The sequence below is a fragment of the Algibacter miyuki genome (genome assembly GCF_030409805.1).
Lineage (GTDB): Bacteria > Bacteroidota > Bacteroidia > Flavobacteriales > Flavobacteriaceae > Algibacter > Algibacter miyuki.
This window is the reverse complement of sequence record NZ_JAUFQP010000010.1, coordinates 548,767-568,202: the sequence shown is the minus strand read 5'-3', so window position 1 is coordinate 568,202 and position 19,436 is coordinate 548,767. Positions and strand designations below refer to the sequence as shown.

Genomic DNA, 19,436 nt, shown 5'->3' with positions numbered 1-19,436 from the left:
AACAATAATTTTAAAATTAATTACAATTAATATGGTACACAAAATGAAGCATAGAAATGGTCTAATTATATTATTTATAATTATGGCTACTTTTGGTTGCAAGCCTGACCCGCTTGAGTATGCCCGACCAGATAATTTAGCTGGTACAATTTATCAGCAGCTAGAGTCGATGGGAACCTTTAATTATTATTTACAAGCGTTAGATAAAACACCTTACAAAGAGCCTTTAGTAAAAGGAGGGTCTTGGACTGTGTTTGCGCCAACAGATGATGCATTTGAGGCTTACATGACGGAAGCTGGGATATCGAATTTTGAAGCGATTTCTCAAGATAAAATAGAAGATATCGTAGAGTATTCTATAGTTATTGATGGTTGGAATACAACAACCTTAACTTATTTTCCTGCTAGGTTTTATTTAGGACAAAGTTTTAGACGTAGAACACAGTATAAAACACCAAATAGAGTGTTTGATATGGACACTCTGCAGCACATCATGGACTGGGATAAATTAGAGCCTGGTAAATACATTGTTGATGCTAGTTTGGGCAGATTTAAAACAACAAACTATTTTATTGAATCTTACATGGAAATCAATGGTGTTGAAAAATCCGATTACGATTACATGTTTGAAGGCGAGACGTTTAATGATGGAGACATGAAGGTGTTTGGTTCAAACGTTTCACAACAAAATGTTGTAGCTGAAAATGGAATCATTTATGCCTTAGATAAGGTGTTTGAGCCTAAAAGAAATATGTACGATAATCTGTCGTCCCCAGAATATGGTGATAAATACTCTATGTTTAGAAAGATGTTAGAGCGTTTTGCTACCCTTAGATTAATGGGCGATCAGGTTAATGAAGAAACAGGTGAAACAGAAACAATTTATCAATTTAGATTTTCAACAGGAATTGAAAACGATTATCTACCCTTTAATCCTTTTGATGAAAATTATGCAACAAATATCGATGGTACTTTAGCTCAAGGATGGGGTTTATTAGCACCTACCAACGATGCTTTAAATGAATATTTAAGCGGAAACAGTATTTTAGGTGAATTTTACAGTAGTTATGATGATATGCCACTAGAGGTATTAGGTAAATTTATTTCACCTTTTTTCTTTAATAACTATTATGATATTTGTCCGAGTAGTTTTGGTCAAAGTTATGATACTAGTTTAGGTTTAGTAGATTTTAAAGCAGAAGACATTGTAGATAAAAAATTCTGCAGCAACGGTTTCTTCGTAGGTGTAAACACGGTTTATACTAATAATAGTTTTGGCACTATCATGGGCCCATTATTATTAGATCCTAATTATTCTATGATGCTTCAAGCCGTTCAAGACCTTAGAATTGATACCGCATTACAAAGTAAAGCAGTAAGGTTCTCTATTTTAGGAATTAGAAACGACCAGTTTGAGAATATAGCCGACCCTAACAGTGCAACTAGAAGAATAACAGTACTTACCGATTTAGAATCTTATGATCCTACAGATGTATCTGTAATATATATGAAAGTTGAAGGTGACCCTAATAATGCCTTTAATCGTACATACCCAGATCCAGATGCGAGTTCTCCAAATGCGGCAGATGTCGCTTATGTTAGAAAAACAATAGCTGACATTGTTCTGAATCATATCATTGATGAAGATGTAGACTTTAACGCAAATACATATTACCAAGCAAGAAGTGGTGAATTTGTTTATACATCTAACGGTAATTTGGCACAAGGAGGTGGAGATCTTGAAATTGCTGAATCGGCTCAAGTAGAGAAAGTGCAAACAACAGATAATGGGAATTTTTATGAAATGAGCGATGCTATAAATGTGCCAATGAATTTCACCTATGGTACTTTAGTAGACAATGCTGCTAGTTTTTCATCATTTGTAGAAGTTTTAGAAACGTCTGACGCATTGATTACTATTATTGGTTCGAGTGATAAATTAATCAACTTCTTAAATCTACAAAGAACGTTTACATTATTTGCACCAAATAACACTGCCGTTGCACAAGCTATTAGTGATGGGGTAATTGTGGAGCCAAGTACAGTAAATGGGTTGGATGAATTAGAAAAAGCTATAGCGAAAAGAGATCTTTTAAACTTTGCTAAAAAGCATTTCATACAACAAGCATTACCTACAAACGGAAAAGTGTCAGGAACTTTCCCTTCGATGTACTTTAGTAAAATTGTCGATTTTGCTGAAGTGTACGATCAATTTTCAGTAGTTAATACAACATCGTCAATTTCTATTACTAATGAAGAAACAGGGGAATCCGTAACTACTGGTGGTATGTTAAATATATTATCAAAAAGAGTCGTAATACACGAAATCAATAATTATATAAAATAATAAAACTAAAAGTTTTTAATATGAAGGATATAAACAGGTCATATTCATATGTCTTAATGATAGTTTGTGTATTGTTTTCGGCGTTCAGTATGTCGGCACAAACACAAAGAAGCATATCAGGAGTCGTAATCTCAGAAGCAGATGGGCAGCCGTTAACCGGAGCAACCATTGCAGAGAAAGATAAAAATAACCGTATTATTAATGGTGTTGTAGCCGATTTTAATGGTAATTACGCCATTAAAATGCACGATGCCAGTAATGTACTAACCTTTTCTTATATTGGTTTTGTTACTAAGGAATTAACCGTTGGTGATAAAACAGTACTAGATGTTAGTTTAAAAGAAGATGTGTCAGAATTAGATGCTATTGTTTTAAGAGCAACAAAAAAGGTGTTTACAGGAGAGTTTGACATGGATAAACGTAGAATTGCTACAGCCATGGAAACTATTTCTACTAAAGAAATTAGTGAAACCGCATCATCAGGAATTGTAGATCAACTACAAGGTCGATTAAGTGGTGTAGATATTGTAGCGAATTCGGGAGATCCTGGAGCAGGTCTATCTATCCGTATTCGTGGTACATCATCATTAAACGCATCATCAGAGCCATTAATTGTAATCAACGGTGTACCATTTGAAACACAAATTGATACAGGTTTCGACTTTTCTACAGCCGATGAAGATCAATACGCATCTATGATTGGAGTATCACCAGATGATATTTCAGAAATTTCAGTATTAAAAGATGCCGCAGCAACCGCACAATACGGGTCGCGTGCAGCAAATGGAGTATTACTTATTAAAACCAAACGTGGAGCTAAAGGTAAAGCACGTTTCTCTTATAGTTATAAAGGAAGTACGTCTGAACAACCATCAGGAATTCCAATGTTAAATGGAGATCAATATTCTACCTTAATTAAGGATGAGTTTATTGCAATAAAAACCGATTTACCAGATAGTGATCCTGTATCATACAATCCAGATTACGAAAATTATGAATTGTATAATAAAAATGTAAATTGGATGGATGAAATAACTCAAAGAGGTTATACCAATGAGCATTTCTTAAGTGTATCTGGTGGTGGAGAAAAATCATCATACCGTGTTTCTGGAAGTTATAAAAACCAATTAGGAACAACAGTAGGTAGTGCTTTTAAATTATTTACAACACGTGCCATTTTAGATTATAATATTTCTGATAAAATCACAATTGCTTCCGAGTTGTCTTATAGTCACGGTTCGTTAGATCGTTCTTATGCTAAAGACAATAGTTTAGGACAAGCTAATTTAAGATCATTAGCTTTAGTAAAAATGCCTAATCAATCTATTTATCAAGTGGATGAAAATGGGAATTTAACCGATCAATATTTTACACCTGAAAATTCTTTTCAAGGTAATGGTGTTACGTATTACAACCCAGTAGCAATGGCTAAGTTGTCTAAAAATAATACTGAAAATAATAGAATTACACCGGTTTTCAGATTTAGCTATAAGCCGAATAAACATTTCGATTTTAGATCTATTATTTCGTTTGATATTAATGTAGATAAGCAATCTCGATTTGTGCCAGAAGAAGCTATTGGAGCAGCATGGACGAATTCAGGAGCAAATAGAGCAACTTTTGATGATGGTGAGTTTTTTGTAATGCGTACCGATAATAAATTAATTTGGATGCCAGAATTGGGAGAAGATCATTCGTTTTTATCAAGTTTCTCTTTTCAAACATTCGAAAAAACAAGTCAAGGGTATGTCGCTGTTGCTAGTAATAGTCCAACAAGTGATATACAAACACCTATTGCTAATATTAGAGTTGAAGGATCTGGAAACTCACTTGTGTCTACATTTGAGCAAAACACAACCTTAGCTGCTAATTTTGCTTTTAACTATCAGTATTTAGATCGCTATATTTTAAGTGGGGGTATTAGAACAGAAGGAAATTCTAAATTTGGTACAAACTACCGAAATGGTACATTCCCAAGTGTTGCTGCAAAATGGATTCTGTCATCAGAGCCTTTTATGGAAAATGCAGATTTTGTAGATGAGATCGGTATTCGTGCTAGTTATGGTGTAAACGGTAACTCACCAGGAACAAACTATGGTTCTTATAACACCTATACAACATATAGCTATTCTTATTTAGATGAGCCAGCAGTAATTCCGAGCAGTATGGAATTAACCGATTTACGTTGGGAAACTGTAATTCAGAAAAACTTAGGGGTAACTTATTCCTTTTTTGACCGTAGAGTTAGTGGTGATTTAGAATTCTATCAAAAGGATACTAAAGATTTATTAACCAAAGACACGTCGATACCATCTACTTCTGGTTTTTCAAGAATACCGTATTTAAATTTAGGAGATATTAGTAATCAAGGTATCGAGTTTAGTGTAAGAACCAAGATTATTAATAATGAAGATTTTGGCTTAGACTTTAACTTTAATGTAGCACGTAATTCAAATATTGTTAAACGTATTACAGAAGCACAAGTAGCACAGTCTGGAAATCCATTAACAACAGGTCCAGGAGGATATTTAAAAAGAATTCAAGAAGGTAACCCAATTGGTTCATTCTATGGTTACCGTTATTTAGGGGTATTTAGTACTCAAGAAGATTTAGTAGCTCGTGATGGAAATGGAGATATTATTTATGATCTTGACGGAACGCCTAAAAACTTAGTTTTTAATAACAGTAAAGAATTTGCTCCAGGTGAAGCGATGTATGAAGATGTTAATAAAGATGGAAACATTAACGAGCTAGATGTAGTGTATTTAGGTAATGCAAACCCATTATTATTTGGTGGATTTGGACCAAATATTCGTTATAAAAACTTTCAGGTGAATGCCTTCTTTAACTTTAGATACAACCAAAAGTTAATGAATATTGCACGTATGAATACAGAAAGTATGGATGATTTTGATAATCAAAGTACAGCGGTATTAAGACGTTGGAGATTTGAAGGTGATGAAACCGATATACCAAGAGCAATCTACGGTAGTACGGTTAATACTTTAGGATCTGATCGTTTTATGGAAGATGCTTCGTTTTTAAGAATGAAATACATCACGGTAAGATATAATTTGCCAAAGCCATTTATTAACAAGTTGAATTTTACACAGGCTTCAGTTTATATTACTGGAACTAATTTACTAACTTTTACCGAGTATTCGGGAGTAGATCCTGAAGGAGGAATTAGTAACGATTGGCAAGAGTTAGGTTACGATGCGGAACAAACTCCAAGATCGAAACAAGTAACTGTAGGTGTAAATCTATCATTTTAAATAGCATAAAAAATTAAAATATTATGAAAAAAAGCATAATTAAAATATTTATAATGGTTCCAATGCTTTTCGCAACATTGTCTTCTTGTAGCGATTACTTAGATCTAGAACCAAAGAACAACTTAATTCAACAAGAATTTTGGAAAAATAAAGAACAAGTAAGTTCGGCTGTGGCAGGATGTTATGCATCGATGAACCAGTCTGGCTTTACCGATAGAGTTTTAAAATGGGGTGAGCTTAGAGCTGAGATGATGGTTTCTGGTAGTGGAGGTCTAGAAAACATCATGAGGAATTATATGCTTCCTTCAGATGGTTTAACAAATTGGAGTACCTTTTATGCAACTATAAACTACTGTAATTTAGTATTAGAGTTTGCCGATGGAGCACAAGAACTAGATCAAACGTTTTCTATAGCAGAATTAAAAACGTTTAAAGCAGAAGCTATTACTATTCGTTCATTAGCGTATTTAATCTTGGTTAAGAACTTTAAAGAAGTGCCGTTAGTTTTAACTGCAACATCAACCAATCAAATCGATTTTTATCCAGCAAAAAACACAGAGCAGGAAATACTTTCTCAAATTATTAGCGATTTAACTTTAGCTGTTGAAGACTTAAATATTGGTTATTCACAATCCACAGCTCATGATAAAGGGAGAATGACGAAAGGAGCAGCGCTTGCTATACTTACAGATGCTTATTTATGGAACGAGCAATACACAGAATGTATTGATGCAGCACAAGATTTAATGGATCTTGGCCGCTATAGCTTAGTTAATGGAGACGAATGGTTTAATAGCATATTCTTTGAAGGAAACTCAGACGAAGGTATTTTCGAACTACAGTTTAGTGATATTTCAACAACAATTAGAAATTCATTTCAAGTCGCTAATCTTAATTACGTAGCGTATCAAGGAATGAGTGAATTGTTTAGAGAATTCCCAGATGATGTTCGTGGGCACTTAGGTACTTTTGATAGAGAGAATTCAGCTGTTTTTAAATATGCAGGTGTAGATGAAACAGGAGAGTATCGTGGTAGTGACGAGTTTTATAACAATTTTATATTTTACCGTTATGCCGATATTATACTTATGCAAGCAGAAGCTTATATCTTATCTGAAGATAAAAAAGATTTAGATGCAGCTTACGAATTAATTAGCAGTGTACATGAGCGTGCTGTTTCTGTACCGTTAGATGTATCTAAAGATGAATCTAGTTTGTTAGAAGCGTTATTGTTAGAGCGCCAAAAAGAATTAGCGTTCGAAGGAAAACGTTGGTATGACTTATTGCGTTTTGCGCGTCGAAATAATTTTGCAAATCAAGAGCTTATTATAAATTTAGTTGATTTTAAAGCTGGAGCAGATGATTACGAACAAATTTTAAGTTACTACTCAGACCCTGATTCATATTTTCTACCAATTTATCAAAACGAAATTAACTTGAATGATAATTTAGTACAGAATCCATTTTACGAAAACTAAAACCAATCCTATGAAAACTAAAAAAATAATTACTTGGCTCGGAGGTCTTGGCTTGTTTATGTTATTAATAAACAGCTGTGAGGATTCTCTTGATGGAACAACATTTTTTACCACAGACGGAGAGACTACTGATATGACAATATCAGAAGTATTAGAAGCTAACCCAGATAAATTTTCTATGTATGTTGAAATTCTGCAAAAAACAGAATTTTATACGGCATTAAGAAGTTACGGAAGCTATACTTGTTTAGCACCTACTAATACAGCTATAAAAGCATATTTACAAGAGCGATTTAATGTGAGTACGGTAGCCGAATTAACATCGGAAGAACAAATAGACTTTTTAAAAGTATTGGTTAAATTTCACACCTTGCCTACAAGTAGAGCTACAAGTAGTTTTATTGAAGGAAGATTAGGAGACACAACCTATACAGGAGATTACCTTACAACGTCTTATTTATTAGGAGGTGGTATTGCTAATGTTCAAATAAACAAAGAAGTTGGTTTAGATCAATATGATATCCGTACAAACAATGGTACTATACATGCGCTTACTGGGGTTTTAGAACCATTTATCGATCCTGTTACTGTTGTCATGGAAAAAGCAGGGAAGCACACTATTTTTATTGAAGCTTTAAAACAAACAGGATACTATGAGCAGTTTTCTCAATATTTTAGTGAAACAGGTTCTAAAAATAATTTCACCATTTTAGCTGAATCAGATGCTGTTTACGCTCAAGAAGGCATTAACTCTTTTGCAGAATTAGCCGAAAGAATATCTCCAGGTGATACAGATTATACCAACGAATTAAACGAATTAAACAGATTTATGGGATATCATGCTACAGAAAGCTTCTTGTATTCTGCAGATTTCCCTTCAGATTCTTTTGTTAGTACGGTTTTACCAAAAAATGCTATAAAATCTTTTAAAACAGATAAAGAACTTAAGTTAAATGAAACCGAGACGGGAGTAAATGATACTTGGACTTCTTTAATTTCAGAAGACAGTAATTTCCCAGCCAAAAATGGTGTATATCATACGGTTAATAAATTATTTACCATATTTATTCCAAAGGCAAAATATGTAATGTTTGATTTCGGTACAAGTTTACCTGAATTCCAAGCTGGTAAAATTGGATATAATACTTGGTATGATTCAGATCGTTTTGAGTCGGTACGTGTGTTTCCTGCAGTTCGAATTAGAATCCTTAGAAATTCTGCCCCTGCATACGATAATAAATCGGTGTTAAATTTAGGTGCTGTAACCTGGATCGAGTTTGACACACCGGTATTACCCAAAGGTAAATACGAACTTCGTGTTTGTGGAAACACAGGTAATAATGGTAGACCAATATTCCAAACCTATTGGGATGGACAGCCTATTGGATCACAATGGGATATGAGATCTAACCCTAGTGAATTAGGGATTGGTTGGCCAGATGAAGATTCTCTTGAATTAAGATCTTTAGGTTATGTTAGAGGACTTAAAGTAGGAGATAATAATGATGATAAAATTTCAGCAACATCATATGAAACAGCTGGTTTTGCTAGATTTATCATTATTGATGATTTGCTTATGCCTGAACAAAAAAGTCATGTACTTCGTTTTGAAACTATAAGATCGGGAGGTATTCCTATCGATTATATTGAGTTTGTACCAGTCGACTAATTGAATTTAATAATTAAAGAACTTATAATGAATAATAAACATAATTTCATATTTAACCTAGGCCGTTTATGTGCCGTTCTTATTGTCCTTGTAACTTTTAGTTGTAAGGAGGATGCCTTGGACGACCATTACGGTCAAGAAGATCAAAGGTTAGAATCTAGTATTTTAGAAACATTATCTAGTGATACTAACTTTTCAACCTTTGTAGAACTCGTTAAGCAAGCCGGTTTTGAAGAATTGCTTAGCTCTTCACAAGCATTTACTGTTTGGGCACCAAACAACGAAGCCTTAGCTTTAGTATCTGCCGATGTATTAAACGATCCAGATGCATTAGCACAATTAATAGGAAATCATATTTCTAGATTTTCTTATGGTTCTACAATAAATGAAAACCAAGTATTTGTAAAAATGCTTAACGATAAATATATCGAGTTTTCTAATGTAGATGGACAAGTTACTTTTGGAGGTGTTGATGTGTTAGAACAAGATGTTTTAACATCAAATGGTATTGTGCATAAAATGTCAAGCGTTTTAAGTGTAAAACCGAATATCTGGGGATTCCTTAACGACAATATAGACCAATACACTGTTTTAATGGAATACTTTTCGCAGTATAACGAAATTCTTTTCGATGAAGCAAGAAGTGTTAAAACAGGAACTAATACATTAGGGCAAACGGTTTACGATTCTGTTTTTAGCTCATCAAATACCCAATTTAAAACTATTGGAGATTTAAGTTCAGAAGAAGATCGTTTTACCTTTATAGGTTTAGGAGATGATGCTTATGCAGGAATCTACGATCGTTTTAAGGATTATTACCAATATCCAGTTGAAGATTCTATAAAAAGTAATACCGATAGAGCCATTTTCAACAATCTCACGTTTCCTGCTTTAGAAGTAGCAGACTTAGATGGAACATTAATTGAAAACACAGTTGGAAACATGGTTATGCTAGAAGCAGGGGCCATAACTAATACTGAAACTTTAAGTAATGGTAATGTGTTTGATGTTAGTGCTTTAAATTACGATGTAAATAATGTTATTTATAAGGATATTCGTTACGAAGTTGAAAACAATAAAAGAAGAACTATTGGATCTTTAACAGATTTTTCAGTAGTACAAAAGTTTCAAGAGGTGGCGTCAGGAAAATTTACTAATACTGTAAGTTTATTAGCAAATCCAGATGGCAGTAACAGTAACAACTTTTTTGAAATAGCGTTCAGTAATGTGTTATCTGCAAGTTATACTATCAACTTAAAATTCTCTGCAATTGGAGCAGCTCAAAACACCAAGTTACGTTTTGAATTTAGTTATAAAGATGCAGATGGTAATGTAGTAGTAAACGAAATAGGACCATTAGTAGTAAGTAACCTTGAAGAAGGCATTGTTCCTATTGGTGATGTTTATGATATTCCTGTGTTTATTAACGAAGAACTCGATAATGAATACTTTGTGAAACTTAAAATTATAGTAGATGTTAGTGAGCCAGAACTTCTATTATACGACCGTAAGTTTGGTTTAGATTACGTGGAATTAAAACCAGTAGAGTAAGTATTTTAACTAAAAAATAAACATGAATTATCAGATTATGATGAAAATAAAAAATACATATTCCCTGCTTTTCATTCTGTTTTTCGGAATCACTTTTGCATCGCAAGGGCAGGAAAAATCGAATAAAATAGTTACGGGAACAGTCCTTAACGCCACTAATGATGAGCCTTTGGCTGGTGTTAACGTAAGAGCGGGTCAGTTTTCTTCAGTATTAACTGACGAAAAAGGTGCCTTTTCTATAAAAGTTCCAGATGGTAGAGCTACACTTACATTAAGTAGCCAAGAATTTCAAAATAAAGAAGTCGCTTTAAGAGGCCGATCTACACTTGAAATTAAAATTAATAAGAAAGATTTTAACACATACTATAAAGATATTCATACGCCGCTTAGAGATAAAAGTAACGCGTCGGTAGTAAGTGCTATTTCTGTAAAAGAAGGAAATATTGCAACCTCTCGTGAATCTGCAGCAAATATGATGACAGGGAACGAGTTAAGTGGTATGCGAAGTGTAATGCGTTCAGGGATTCCTGGTATTGGATCTAATAATTTTATTAGAGGGTATAATACTTTAAATAGTTCTACACAACCATTAATTGTTATAGATGGTATGATGATCGAAACAAATACATTTAGTAATAATTCTATTATTAGAGGGTATAGCTACGATCCATTATCGGATATTAACCCTAAAGATATCGCGAGTATTACGGTAATTAAAGATGCTGCATCTATATACGGGTCAAGAGCAGCGAATGGTGTGATACTTATTGAAACTAATAAAACGGATGATGTTACAACTAAAATAGATTTTTATGCGCAAGCAGGTTTAAATGTATCGCCAGATAATATTAGAATGATGAATGCTGATCAGTACAAAAGCTATTTATCTAATCAATTAAATAACTCTGGACTTTACACCAATAGCGAAATAAGTAATTTACCTTATTTTAATGAAAGTCCTTCGTTTCAAGATTATGAAAAATACCATAACTCTACCGATTGGCAAAAAGAAGTTTTTGATGATAATTATGTTAATGAATACTATTTAAAAGTAACAGGTGGTGATGAAATTGCAAAATATGGCTTATCGGTAGGGTACTCTACTAATGGAGGCGTAATTTCTAATTCAAATTTCGAACGTTTTACAACACGTTTTAATGCGGATACAAACATTACAGATAGATTATCTTTATCTACAAACTTAAGTGTAGCTTATACAGATAGAAGTTTATATGATGATGGCTTAATGAGTACATCTCCAATATATTCTGCGTTAAACAAATCACCATTTTTAGCACCTTATACAGAAAATGCAGATGGTGTTGTTACAGATATTTATCAAGATGTTGATAATATCGGTGGGTTTACTAACCCGGTAGTTATTACCGATGTGGCTACATTTGTAGCGAAAGATTATAACTTATACGGGCAATTAAATTTCGGATATAAAATTTCGGATAAATTAACTTTGAGTTCATTGTCAGGTGTAAACTATATTAAAAACAGACAAAATGTATTTTTACCAGATTTAGGATTATCTGAAGAAAGTAATGAGTATGGTGATGCTTTTTACCGTACATCAAAAGTAAGTGTAGAAAGCTTATTCGCTATCTATAACGATACACGATTAAACTATAAATTAAACGTTGATAATATCCACGATTTTTCTATAAACTTAGGGGTGCGTTACAATCAAAATGATTATGAAAACTCATACTCTATAAGTGGTAACTCTGCAGATGATCAGTTTACATCATTAAACAATGGTAATAGAGATACCTTTGTAACCTCTGGAGATATTGGTAACTGGAAATATGCTTCACTTTATGCTAATGGTGATTATTCTTTTTTAAATAAATATTTTGTTAGTTATAATTTGGCTTTTGATGGTTCATCTCGCTTTGGTGACGATAAATCAGTGGGAGTTTTTCCAGCACTAGGATTAGGTTGGTTAATATCTTCAGAAAACTTTATGGCAAACAATAAAGTTGTAGATCAATTAAAATTTAGAGCAAGTTATGGTTTAACAGGTAACGATGGTATTGGAAACTATAATGCCGAATCTTACTTTGTACCGACTAGATTTTTAGAAGGAACAGGACTTGTTAATGGTAATATTGCAAAAAGTTCTATCCGTTGGGAAGAAACGACTAAGGCTAATTTAGGTTTAGATTTAGGTTTGTTTAACGAACGTTTAGCTTTCAATTTCGATTACTTTAATAATGTAACAGATGGTTTATTAAACCAAACAAGTATTAACCCAGTCTTTGGTAGTGAAGGTTTCCTTTCTAACGACGGAAAACTTACAAACAAAGGATTCGAATTATCGGTTAATGCGCGTATCGTTAATACTGATAATTTCAGTTGGGATGTTGGTGGAAATATTTCACAATACAAAAACGAGATTGTTTCTTTACCTGGTAACGAACAAATTTATGATATCGATGGTGTAAATGCCACTATTATTAATAGAGAGGGTAGTGCTTTAGGCTTATTCTACGGTTATAAAACAGATGGAATTTACAACAATGCAACTGAGGCTTCTACGGAAGGTTTGAACTGGGCCGATTTTGCAGGCTTTGAACAGCCATTTGTTGCAGGTGATGTACGTTTTGTCAATAGCGATGATTCGGACAACGTGATTAATGAAGATGATCGTGTGGTAATAGGTAACCCTAATCCAGATTTTACAGGAATGGTTTACAATACATTCACATACAAAAACATATCTTTATCAGCGGTGTTTTCATTCAGTCAAGGAAACGATGTGTACAACGCACAACGCTGGCAAACAGAATCTATGTCGGGACTAGCAAACCAAAGTCAAGCGGTTGCTAATCGTTGGACGGTTGCAAACCAAAACACAACCATTCCCCGTGCCGTTTATGGAGATGCGGTTGGGAATTCAAGATTTTCAGATCGTTGGATTGAAGATGGATCATACATCCGTCTAAAAACCCTATCATTATCTTATAGTCCAGACTTTTTTAATGCCACAGTTTACCTAACGGCAAATAACTTATTTACTATTACAGATTATTTAGGTTTCGACCCAGAAGTAAGCTCGTCGCAAACTAGTTATTTACAAGGTATCGATGCCGGTTTAACACCTCAATATACTTCAGTTTTAGTTGGAGTTAGAGTAGGACTATAATTTTTGTATAATAGATTCAAATTTAAAAAACAGATATAAATGAAACAATATAGAAATATTACGTTCAGTATACTTTTCGGATTAACACTTTTAACATCTTGCGAGAGTATGTTAGAAGTAGAACCAGAAGAAGTATTACTTGCTGAGGATTATCTTGGGGACGATCAAATAGATGCACGATCAGCATTGTTTGGAGTACTTTCACAAATGCAAGAAGTGGTGGGGCAATATGTGGTTTTAGGAGAACTGCGTGCCGATTTAGCCAATGTAACTGCAAGTACTATTGATGAACTTAGAGAGGTTAATAATCATGATATAAGCACCGATAATAGCTATGCCGATTTAACAACTATGTTCTCGATTATTAACAACTGTAACTTCGCTTTAGAAGGTATTGATACACAGGCTTACGAAGAAGAATTATTAGAAGATTATGCGTCTATCTTAAGAATTAGAACTTGGGCGCAAATGCAAATTCTTATCAATTACGGTAAGTTGCCATACATTACAAAGCCGATTAGAACAAGTGATGATTTGGATGATACGTATCCATTATTATCTTTCGATGAAGGAATAGATCAATTAATAGCAAACCTTCAGGGTGTTATGAATGTGGAAAATGTGTCGAAGTATGCAGGATCTTTGGGGTTTGAAATTTTTAAAATGATTCCAGATCAATTCGTTCTTTTGGGGGATTTAAATTTATGGAAAGGTAATAATACTCAAGCGGCAACATATTATATGTTCTTTTTAAATAAAGCCATGTTTGATGGTCGTAACTATAACTTAAGTAGTAATACGATTACCGTTACAGAAAATAATGACAATTATACTTATTCTGATGGATGGGCGGATATATTTGACGAAAGCGTTCGTACAAACGAAGTTATTGATTATGTAGCCTTTAGTGAGCAATTTAGACAACCAAATAATAGTTTTGAGGTTGTTACTAAACAATTACAAGCATCTACATCTATTATTACCAATTGGAATAGTCAATCTATGGGATATGAAGGTGAAGCTGTAGAAGATAATAGAGATGAAAGAGCTAAGTTATCGGCTACTATTGAAGCTGCAGAACCTTTAATTTCTAAATACCAATATGACTATTTTAGTTGGACTAGAGTGGCTAAAGTATATTTAAGATATGCAGAAGCAATTAATTATGCAGGACACCCAGAGCAAGCGTTGGCAATTGTAAATGGTATTTTTAATAACCCGAATGTTGACCCTGTGGATGCACCAATATTTGAAAATGAAGAATGGTATTTAAATTTCGATATGGAAGTTTATTATACTGTAAATAATAGTGACGAACCAGTTTCTGGAAACTTAGGTGTTCGTGGTCGTGCAGGTTTAGCGCCTGTTGGTTTAGATTTAGACTTAACAAGCTCAACTGCTATTGAAGAAGTAGGAGCGTTAATTTTAAACGAAGCCGCTTTAGAATTAGCTTTTGAAGGCAATAGATGGGAAGATTTAATGCGTTTTTCAATACGTGCAAACAATCCTGATATTTTAGCCGATGCTGTAGCCGATAAGTTTATAACTTCTGGTGATGCTGGTACTGGTGCTACTATTAAACAAAAATTACAAAACCCAGAAAACTGGTTTTTACCATATACTATTCCTGATAACTTTGTGTCAAACTAGTATAATGTAAGATTATATTTTTAGCTAAATATTACATTAGTATTTTTTAAAAGGGAAAAACTCCAAGTGTTATGCTTGGAGTTTTTATGTTTTATATCAATAGTTACACTTTAAAAGAGCAAAGAGATTATTATCTGTTTTGATATAGTATTGGATAACCGGAGCCGAGTATATTTTAAGCATAAAAAAGGCTTCTTAAAGTATTAAGAAGCCTTTTAAAGTGTTATAAGTACGGCTCGATATTTTTATCGGAACAATACTTCAATATTGATGGATTACATCATGCCTGGCATACCGCCACCGCCCATTGGCATAGCAGGTACATCTTCTTTAATATCAATTAAAGCACATTCTGTTGTTAAAATCATTCCGGCAACAGAGGCTGCATTTTCTAATGCTACACGTGTTACTTTTTTAGGATCGATAATACCAGCTTTAAGCATATCTACATAGGTATCAGTTTTTGCATCAAAACCAAAGTCTTTTTTGCCTTCAAGTACTTTATTTATTACTACAGAGCCTTCGCCACCTGCATTTTCAACAATAGTACGTAAAGGTGCTTCAACAGCACGAGCAACAATTTGGATTCCAGTTGTTTCATCTAAGTTATCTGTTGTTAGCTTCTCTAAAACAGATTTAGCTCTTACCAATGCAACACCTCCACCAGCAACAATACCTTCTTCTACGGCAGCTCTTGTAGCGTGTAATGCATCATCAACACGGTCTTTTTTCTCTTTCATTTCAACTTCACTTGCAGCACCTACGTAAAGTACAGCAACACCACCAGCTAATTTAGCTAAACGCTCTTGTAGTTTTTCTTTATCGTAATCTGAAGTTGTAGTTTCAATTTGAGATTTAATTTGGTTGACTCTATTTTTAATAGATTCAGCATCACCAGAACCGTTAACGATAGTGGTGTTATCTTTATCAATAGTTACTGTTTCTGCAGTACCAAGCATAGATAAGTCTGCATTTTCTAAAGTGAAACCTCTTTCTTCAGAAATTACAGTTCCACCTGTTAAAATAGCGATATCTTCTAACATTGCTTTACGACGATCACCAAAACCAGGTGCTTTAACAGCTGCAATTTTTAAACCACCACGTAATTTATTTACAACTAAAGTAGCTAACGCTTGTCCGTCAACATCTTCAGCAATAATTAATAATGGACGACCAGATTGAGCAACAGGCTCTAAAATTGGAAGAATTTCGTTTAAGTTAGAAATCTTTTTATCGAACAATAAAATGTATGGGTTTTCTAAATCAGCAATCATTTTATCAGCATCGGTAACAAAGTAAGGTGATAAATAACCTCTATCGAATTGCATACCTTCAACCACGTCCACATAAGTTTCCATGCCTTTAGCTTCTTCAACAGTAATAACACCTTCTTTACCAACTTTACCAAAAGCCGTAGCAATTAATTCGCCAATAGTGTCATCGTTATTTGCAGAAATAGCAGCAACTTGTTTAATCATTTCTGAAGAGTTACCTACTTTTTTAGCTTGCTTTTCAAGATCGGCAACTATAGCTTCAACAGCTTTGTCAATACCACGTTTTAAATCCATTGGGTTAGCACCCGCAGCAACGTTTTTTAAACCTTCTTTTACAATAGCTTGAGCTAAAACAGTGGCTGTTGTAGTACCATCACCAGCTAAATCGTTGGTTTTAGAGGCTACTTCTTTCACCATTTGAGCACCCATGTTTTCTAATGGGTTTTCTAATTCTATTTCTTTAGCTACTGATACACCATCTTTAGTAACTTGTGGTGCTCCAAAACTTTTACTAATAATAACGTTACGTCCTTTTGGACCTAAAGTTACTTTTACTGCATTCGCTAATGCATCAACGCCACGTTTTAATCCGTCGCGAGCTTCAATATCAAATTTTATGTCTTTTGCCATAATATGTTTTATTTTTTATTCCCAGAAATACGGGAAACTATTTAGTGAAAATTTAGTTTAACTTGATGAGATTTCCGCTTTCACGGAAATGAAAAAAGCGGTTTAAATAATCGCAAGAATATCGCTCTCACGCATAATTAAATAATCGGTACCTTCTAATTTAAGCTCAGTACCAGCATATTTACCATAAAGTACGGTATCGCCAACTTTTACAGTAATAGGTTCGTCTTTGGTACCTTTACCAGCAGCAACAACAGTTCCTTTTTGTGGTTTTTCTTTAGCATTATCTGGAATAATAATTCCTGAAGCTGTTTTCGTTTCAGCAGCAGCAGGCTCAATTAGAACGCGGTCTGCTAATGGTTTAATGTTTAAGCTCATTGTGATGTTATTTTTTAATTAATTAAATTATATATGATGCTTTAATAGTACGCTAAAAATATGCCAAGGGACAGCGACTGACAAACTTGCAGAAATAAAAAATGCCAACTGTATAAGTTGGCATTTTTTATTCTATTTTTTAAAAAAAGTATTAGTTCACACTATCCTTTATTGTAGCAGCATCTGGTGCTGTAGTTGTTGTAGGTAAAGGTTGTGTTGTTGTAGCATCTAAATCTAGTGCTTTAGATTCTATAGTAGAATCTCCTCTATTAATAGCGACATTAGAAGCTAATATTAATATTAGTAAAAATGTGGCTAAATACCATGTGCTTTTATCTAAAAAGTCGGTAGTCTTTTTTACACCACCTAATTGTTGGGTTCCACCGCCACCAAAAGAAGAAGATAATCCACCTCCTTTAGGGTTTTGCACCATGATTACTACAATTAGTAAAAATGCAACCACAACTATTAATGCTAAAAATATTGTAAACGTACTCATTATCTTTTGTTATTTTGTTCTTGTAATTGTTTTACTGCCTTAATTTGGTCTGCAAAGAAACCACTTTTTTCTGGATATTTCAAACTTAAAATCTTATAAGATTGAATTGCCTTCGGATAGTTTTTTTGTTCTACGTAAATACGCGCTAAAGTCTCTGTCATTAAGGCTTCCGGCTGTATCATTTGCGCTTTGGCTAAATTTCCTTTTTGCAAAAGCGGCTTTGTAGGGTTTATTTTTGGGTTTTTTATGATGAATTGATCTATTAAATCGAACTTTTTTTCCTTTTCTAAAGCTTCTGGCGATTTAATTTTAGCCGGTTTGTCTTTTTTCGGTTTTATTTTATCTAGTTGCCTGTTTTCAATTCTTTCAATAGGTTTAAAACGGGATAGTTTTAACCACTCGTTAAACGAATGGGTTTCTGTTTTATCAAAAGGAAGTGGTTGCCCTAAACTTAAAACCGTTTCGGGTGCATTTTCTTCTGTTTGGGTTGAAATAGCATTTTCTATAGTTGCAGGAGTTTCATGAATAAAAGTCGTTTCTTTTATTGGTCTTGCTTCTTTAGGTTCAAATAATGAAGGGTCTAAAACACCTGTCGTAGCTTCTATCTGTTGCTTTAAAGTATCATCAATAGTCACTTTTTTATTAACGGTAATGTCTTCAATATCAACCTCAATATCATTAACATGTGCTATGTTTTGTTTGATGTATTTTGAAATTTCATTCTGAATAAATGCTTCGGAAGTAATAAAATCGAACAAAACACTTCTATCGGAAGTATAAGCAGCCGTAGTTTTTAAAGCCTGATTATAGGCCAAACTACTCTGGTTTTTTAAACCTTTTAAATGAATTGCACGAGCGGATTGAAAATACGGAAATTCATCTATAACAGATTTTATCGCCACAGTTTGTTGATGTGTGATGGCTTCTGGATGTTGTAATAAATATGTGAAATCGTTTTGATTCATTGGCTAAGCCAAATTTTTAATAATTGATGTTAGACTATTATAGATGTTTAAAACGGTTTTACCATTTCGCCAATGTGGCATTAAAAATATCTTGCGTTAAGCGTTCGAAAATTTCTTCGTGTGCCGTGGTTTTTTGTGCTCCAATAAGTTGAGAGGTTCCGTCATAATCATAATAAAAAGAAAAAGATTGTTCTAAATCATCTTCTTCTTTTTTTCTATTGAAAAAACGTAGTTTCACACTAATGGTTAATCTGTTTTGTGCTGCCACGTCCGATGATGTTGCTGTGGTTGGCGAAACACGATAGCCCGTAATTTCACCTTCGTAAACCAAATCGCCATTAGAAGGTACAAGGCTTAAGTTGGTTTGGTTTTGTATTAAATCTTCCAAAGCCAATTTAAAATCACGTTCTAAACCAGGTTCTACTAAAAGGGCATTATTTTCAAACCGATTAACCTGATAGGTTTTTGTATCGGCAGGAATAGATGCGCCCGTAAACGAGTATATTCCACAACTGGTAAGGGTTGCCATGGCTAGAAATAATAAAATATATGTTGTGTTTTTCATT

The 19,436-nt window shown here is 33.8% G+C and carries 12 protein-coding genes; 7 read left to right on the top strand and 5 right to left on the bottom strand.

Annotated features, from left to right (window positions below):
* Positions 1–43 precede the first annotated feature (43 nt).
* The 7 genes from QWY92_RS10400 to QWY92_RS10370 are packed head-to-tail and all read left to right on the top strand — an operon-like array spanning position 44 to position 15,124.
* Complete coding sequence (locus tag QWY92_RS10400) at positions 44–2,347, top strand: fasciclin domain-containing protein (RefSeq protein ID WP_290270970.1); 2,304 nt, start codon at positions 44–46, stop codon at positions 2,345–2,347.
* Between the two features lie 20 nt (positions 2,348–2,367).
* Positions 2,368–5,622, top strand: coding sequence for a SusC/RagA family TonB-linked outer membrane protein (locus tag QWY92_RS10395; RefSeq protein WP_290270968.1), 3,255 nt, complete (start codon positions 2,368–2,370; stop codon positions 5,620–5,622).
* Positions 5,623–5,645: 23 nt separating this feature from the next.
* Positions 5,646–7,100: a RagB/SusD family nutrient uptake outer membrane protein gene (locus tag QWY92_RS10390; protein WP_290270966.1), complete on the top strand. Its 1,455-nt coding sequence runs from the start codon at positions 5,646–5,648 to the stop codon at positions 7,098–7,100.
* Between the two features lie 10 nt (positions 7,101–7,110).
* Complete coding sequence (locus QWY92_RS10385; protein ID WP_290270964.1) at positions 7,111–8,769, top strand: fasciclin domain-containing protein; 1,659 nt, start codon at positions 7,111–7,113, stop codon at positions 8,767–8,769.
* 27 nt (positions 8,770–8,796) lie between these two features.
* Positions 8,797–10,320, top strand: a complete 1,524-nt coding sequence (locus tag QWY92_RS10380) for a fasciclin domain-containing protein (RefSeq protein WP_290270962.1) — start codon at positions 8,797–8,799, stop codon at positions 10,318–10,320.
* A 37-nt stretch (positions 10,321–10,357) separates the two neighbouring features.
* Positions 10,358–13,474, top strand: a complete 3,117-nt coding sequence (locus QWY92_RS10375; protein ID WP_290270961.1) for a SusC/RagA family TonB-linked outer membrane protein — start codon at positions 10,358–10,360, stop codon at positions 13,472–13,474.
* Positions 13,475–13,513: 39 nt separating this feature from the next.
* Complete coding sequence (locus QWY92_RS10370) at positions 13,514–15,124, top strand: RagB/SusD family nutrient uptake outer membrane protein (protein WP_290270959.1); 1,611 nt, start codon at positions 13,514–13,516, stop codon at positions 15,122–15,124.
* A 275-nt stretch (positions 15,125–15,399) separates the two neighbouring features.
* On the opposite strand, the gene groL is transcribed toward QWY92_RS10370, so the two are convergent.
* The 5 genes from groL to QWY92_RS10345 all read right to left on the bottom strand — a co-directional run bounded on the left by groL (position 15,400) and on the right by QWY92_RS10345 (position 19,435).
* Positions 15,400–17,028: a chaperonin GroEL gene (gene groL, locus QWY92_RS10365; RefSeq protein ID WP_290270957.1), complete on the bottom strand. Its 1,629-nt coding sequence runs from the start codon at positions 17,026–17,028 to the stop codon at positions 15,400–15,402.
* A 102-nt stretch (positions 17,029–17,130) separates the two neighbouring features.
* Positions 17,131–17,406 (bottom strand): co-chaperone GroES, encoded by a 276-nt coding sequence (locus QWY92_RS10360; protein ID WP_042498021.1) that lies wholly within the window; start codon positions 17,404–17,406, stop codon positions 17,131–17,133.
* 151 nt (positions 17,407–17,557) lie between these two features.
* A complete protein-coding gene (secG, locus tag QWY92_RS10355; RefSeq protein ID WP_290270950.1) occupies positions 17,558–17,905 on the bottom strand; it encodes a preprotein translocase subunit SecG in 348 nt (115 codons plus the stop codon).
* Complete coding sequence (locus QWY92_RS10350; protein WP_290270948.1) at positions 17,905–18,870, bottom strand: DUF8458 domain-containing protein; 966 nt, start codon at positions 18,868–18,870, stop codon at positions 17,905–17,907. Before QWY92_RS10350 ends, secG begins: the two co-directional genes overlap by 1 nt.
* Before the next feature lie 58 nt (positions 18,871–18,928).
* Positions 18,929–19,435 carry an LptE family protein gene (locus QWY92_RS10345; RefSeq protein WP_290270945.1) on the bottom strand — a complete coding sequence of 169 codons (507 nt, stop codon included), beginning with the start codon at positions 19,433–19,435 and terminating at the stop codon, positions 18,929–18,931.
* Position 19,436 lies beyond the last annotated feature (1 nt).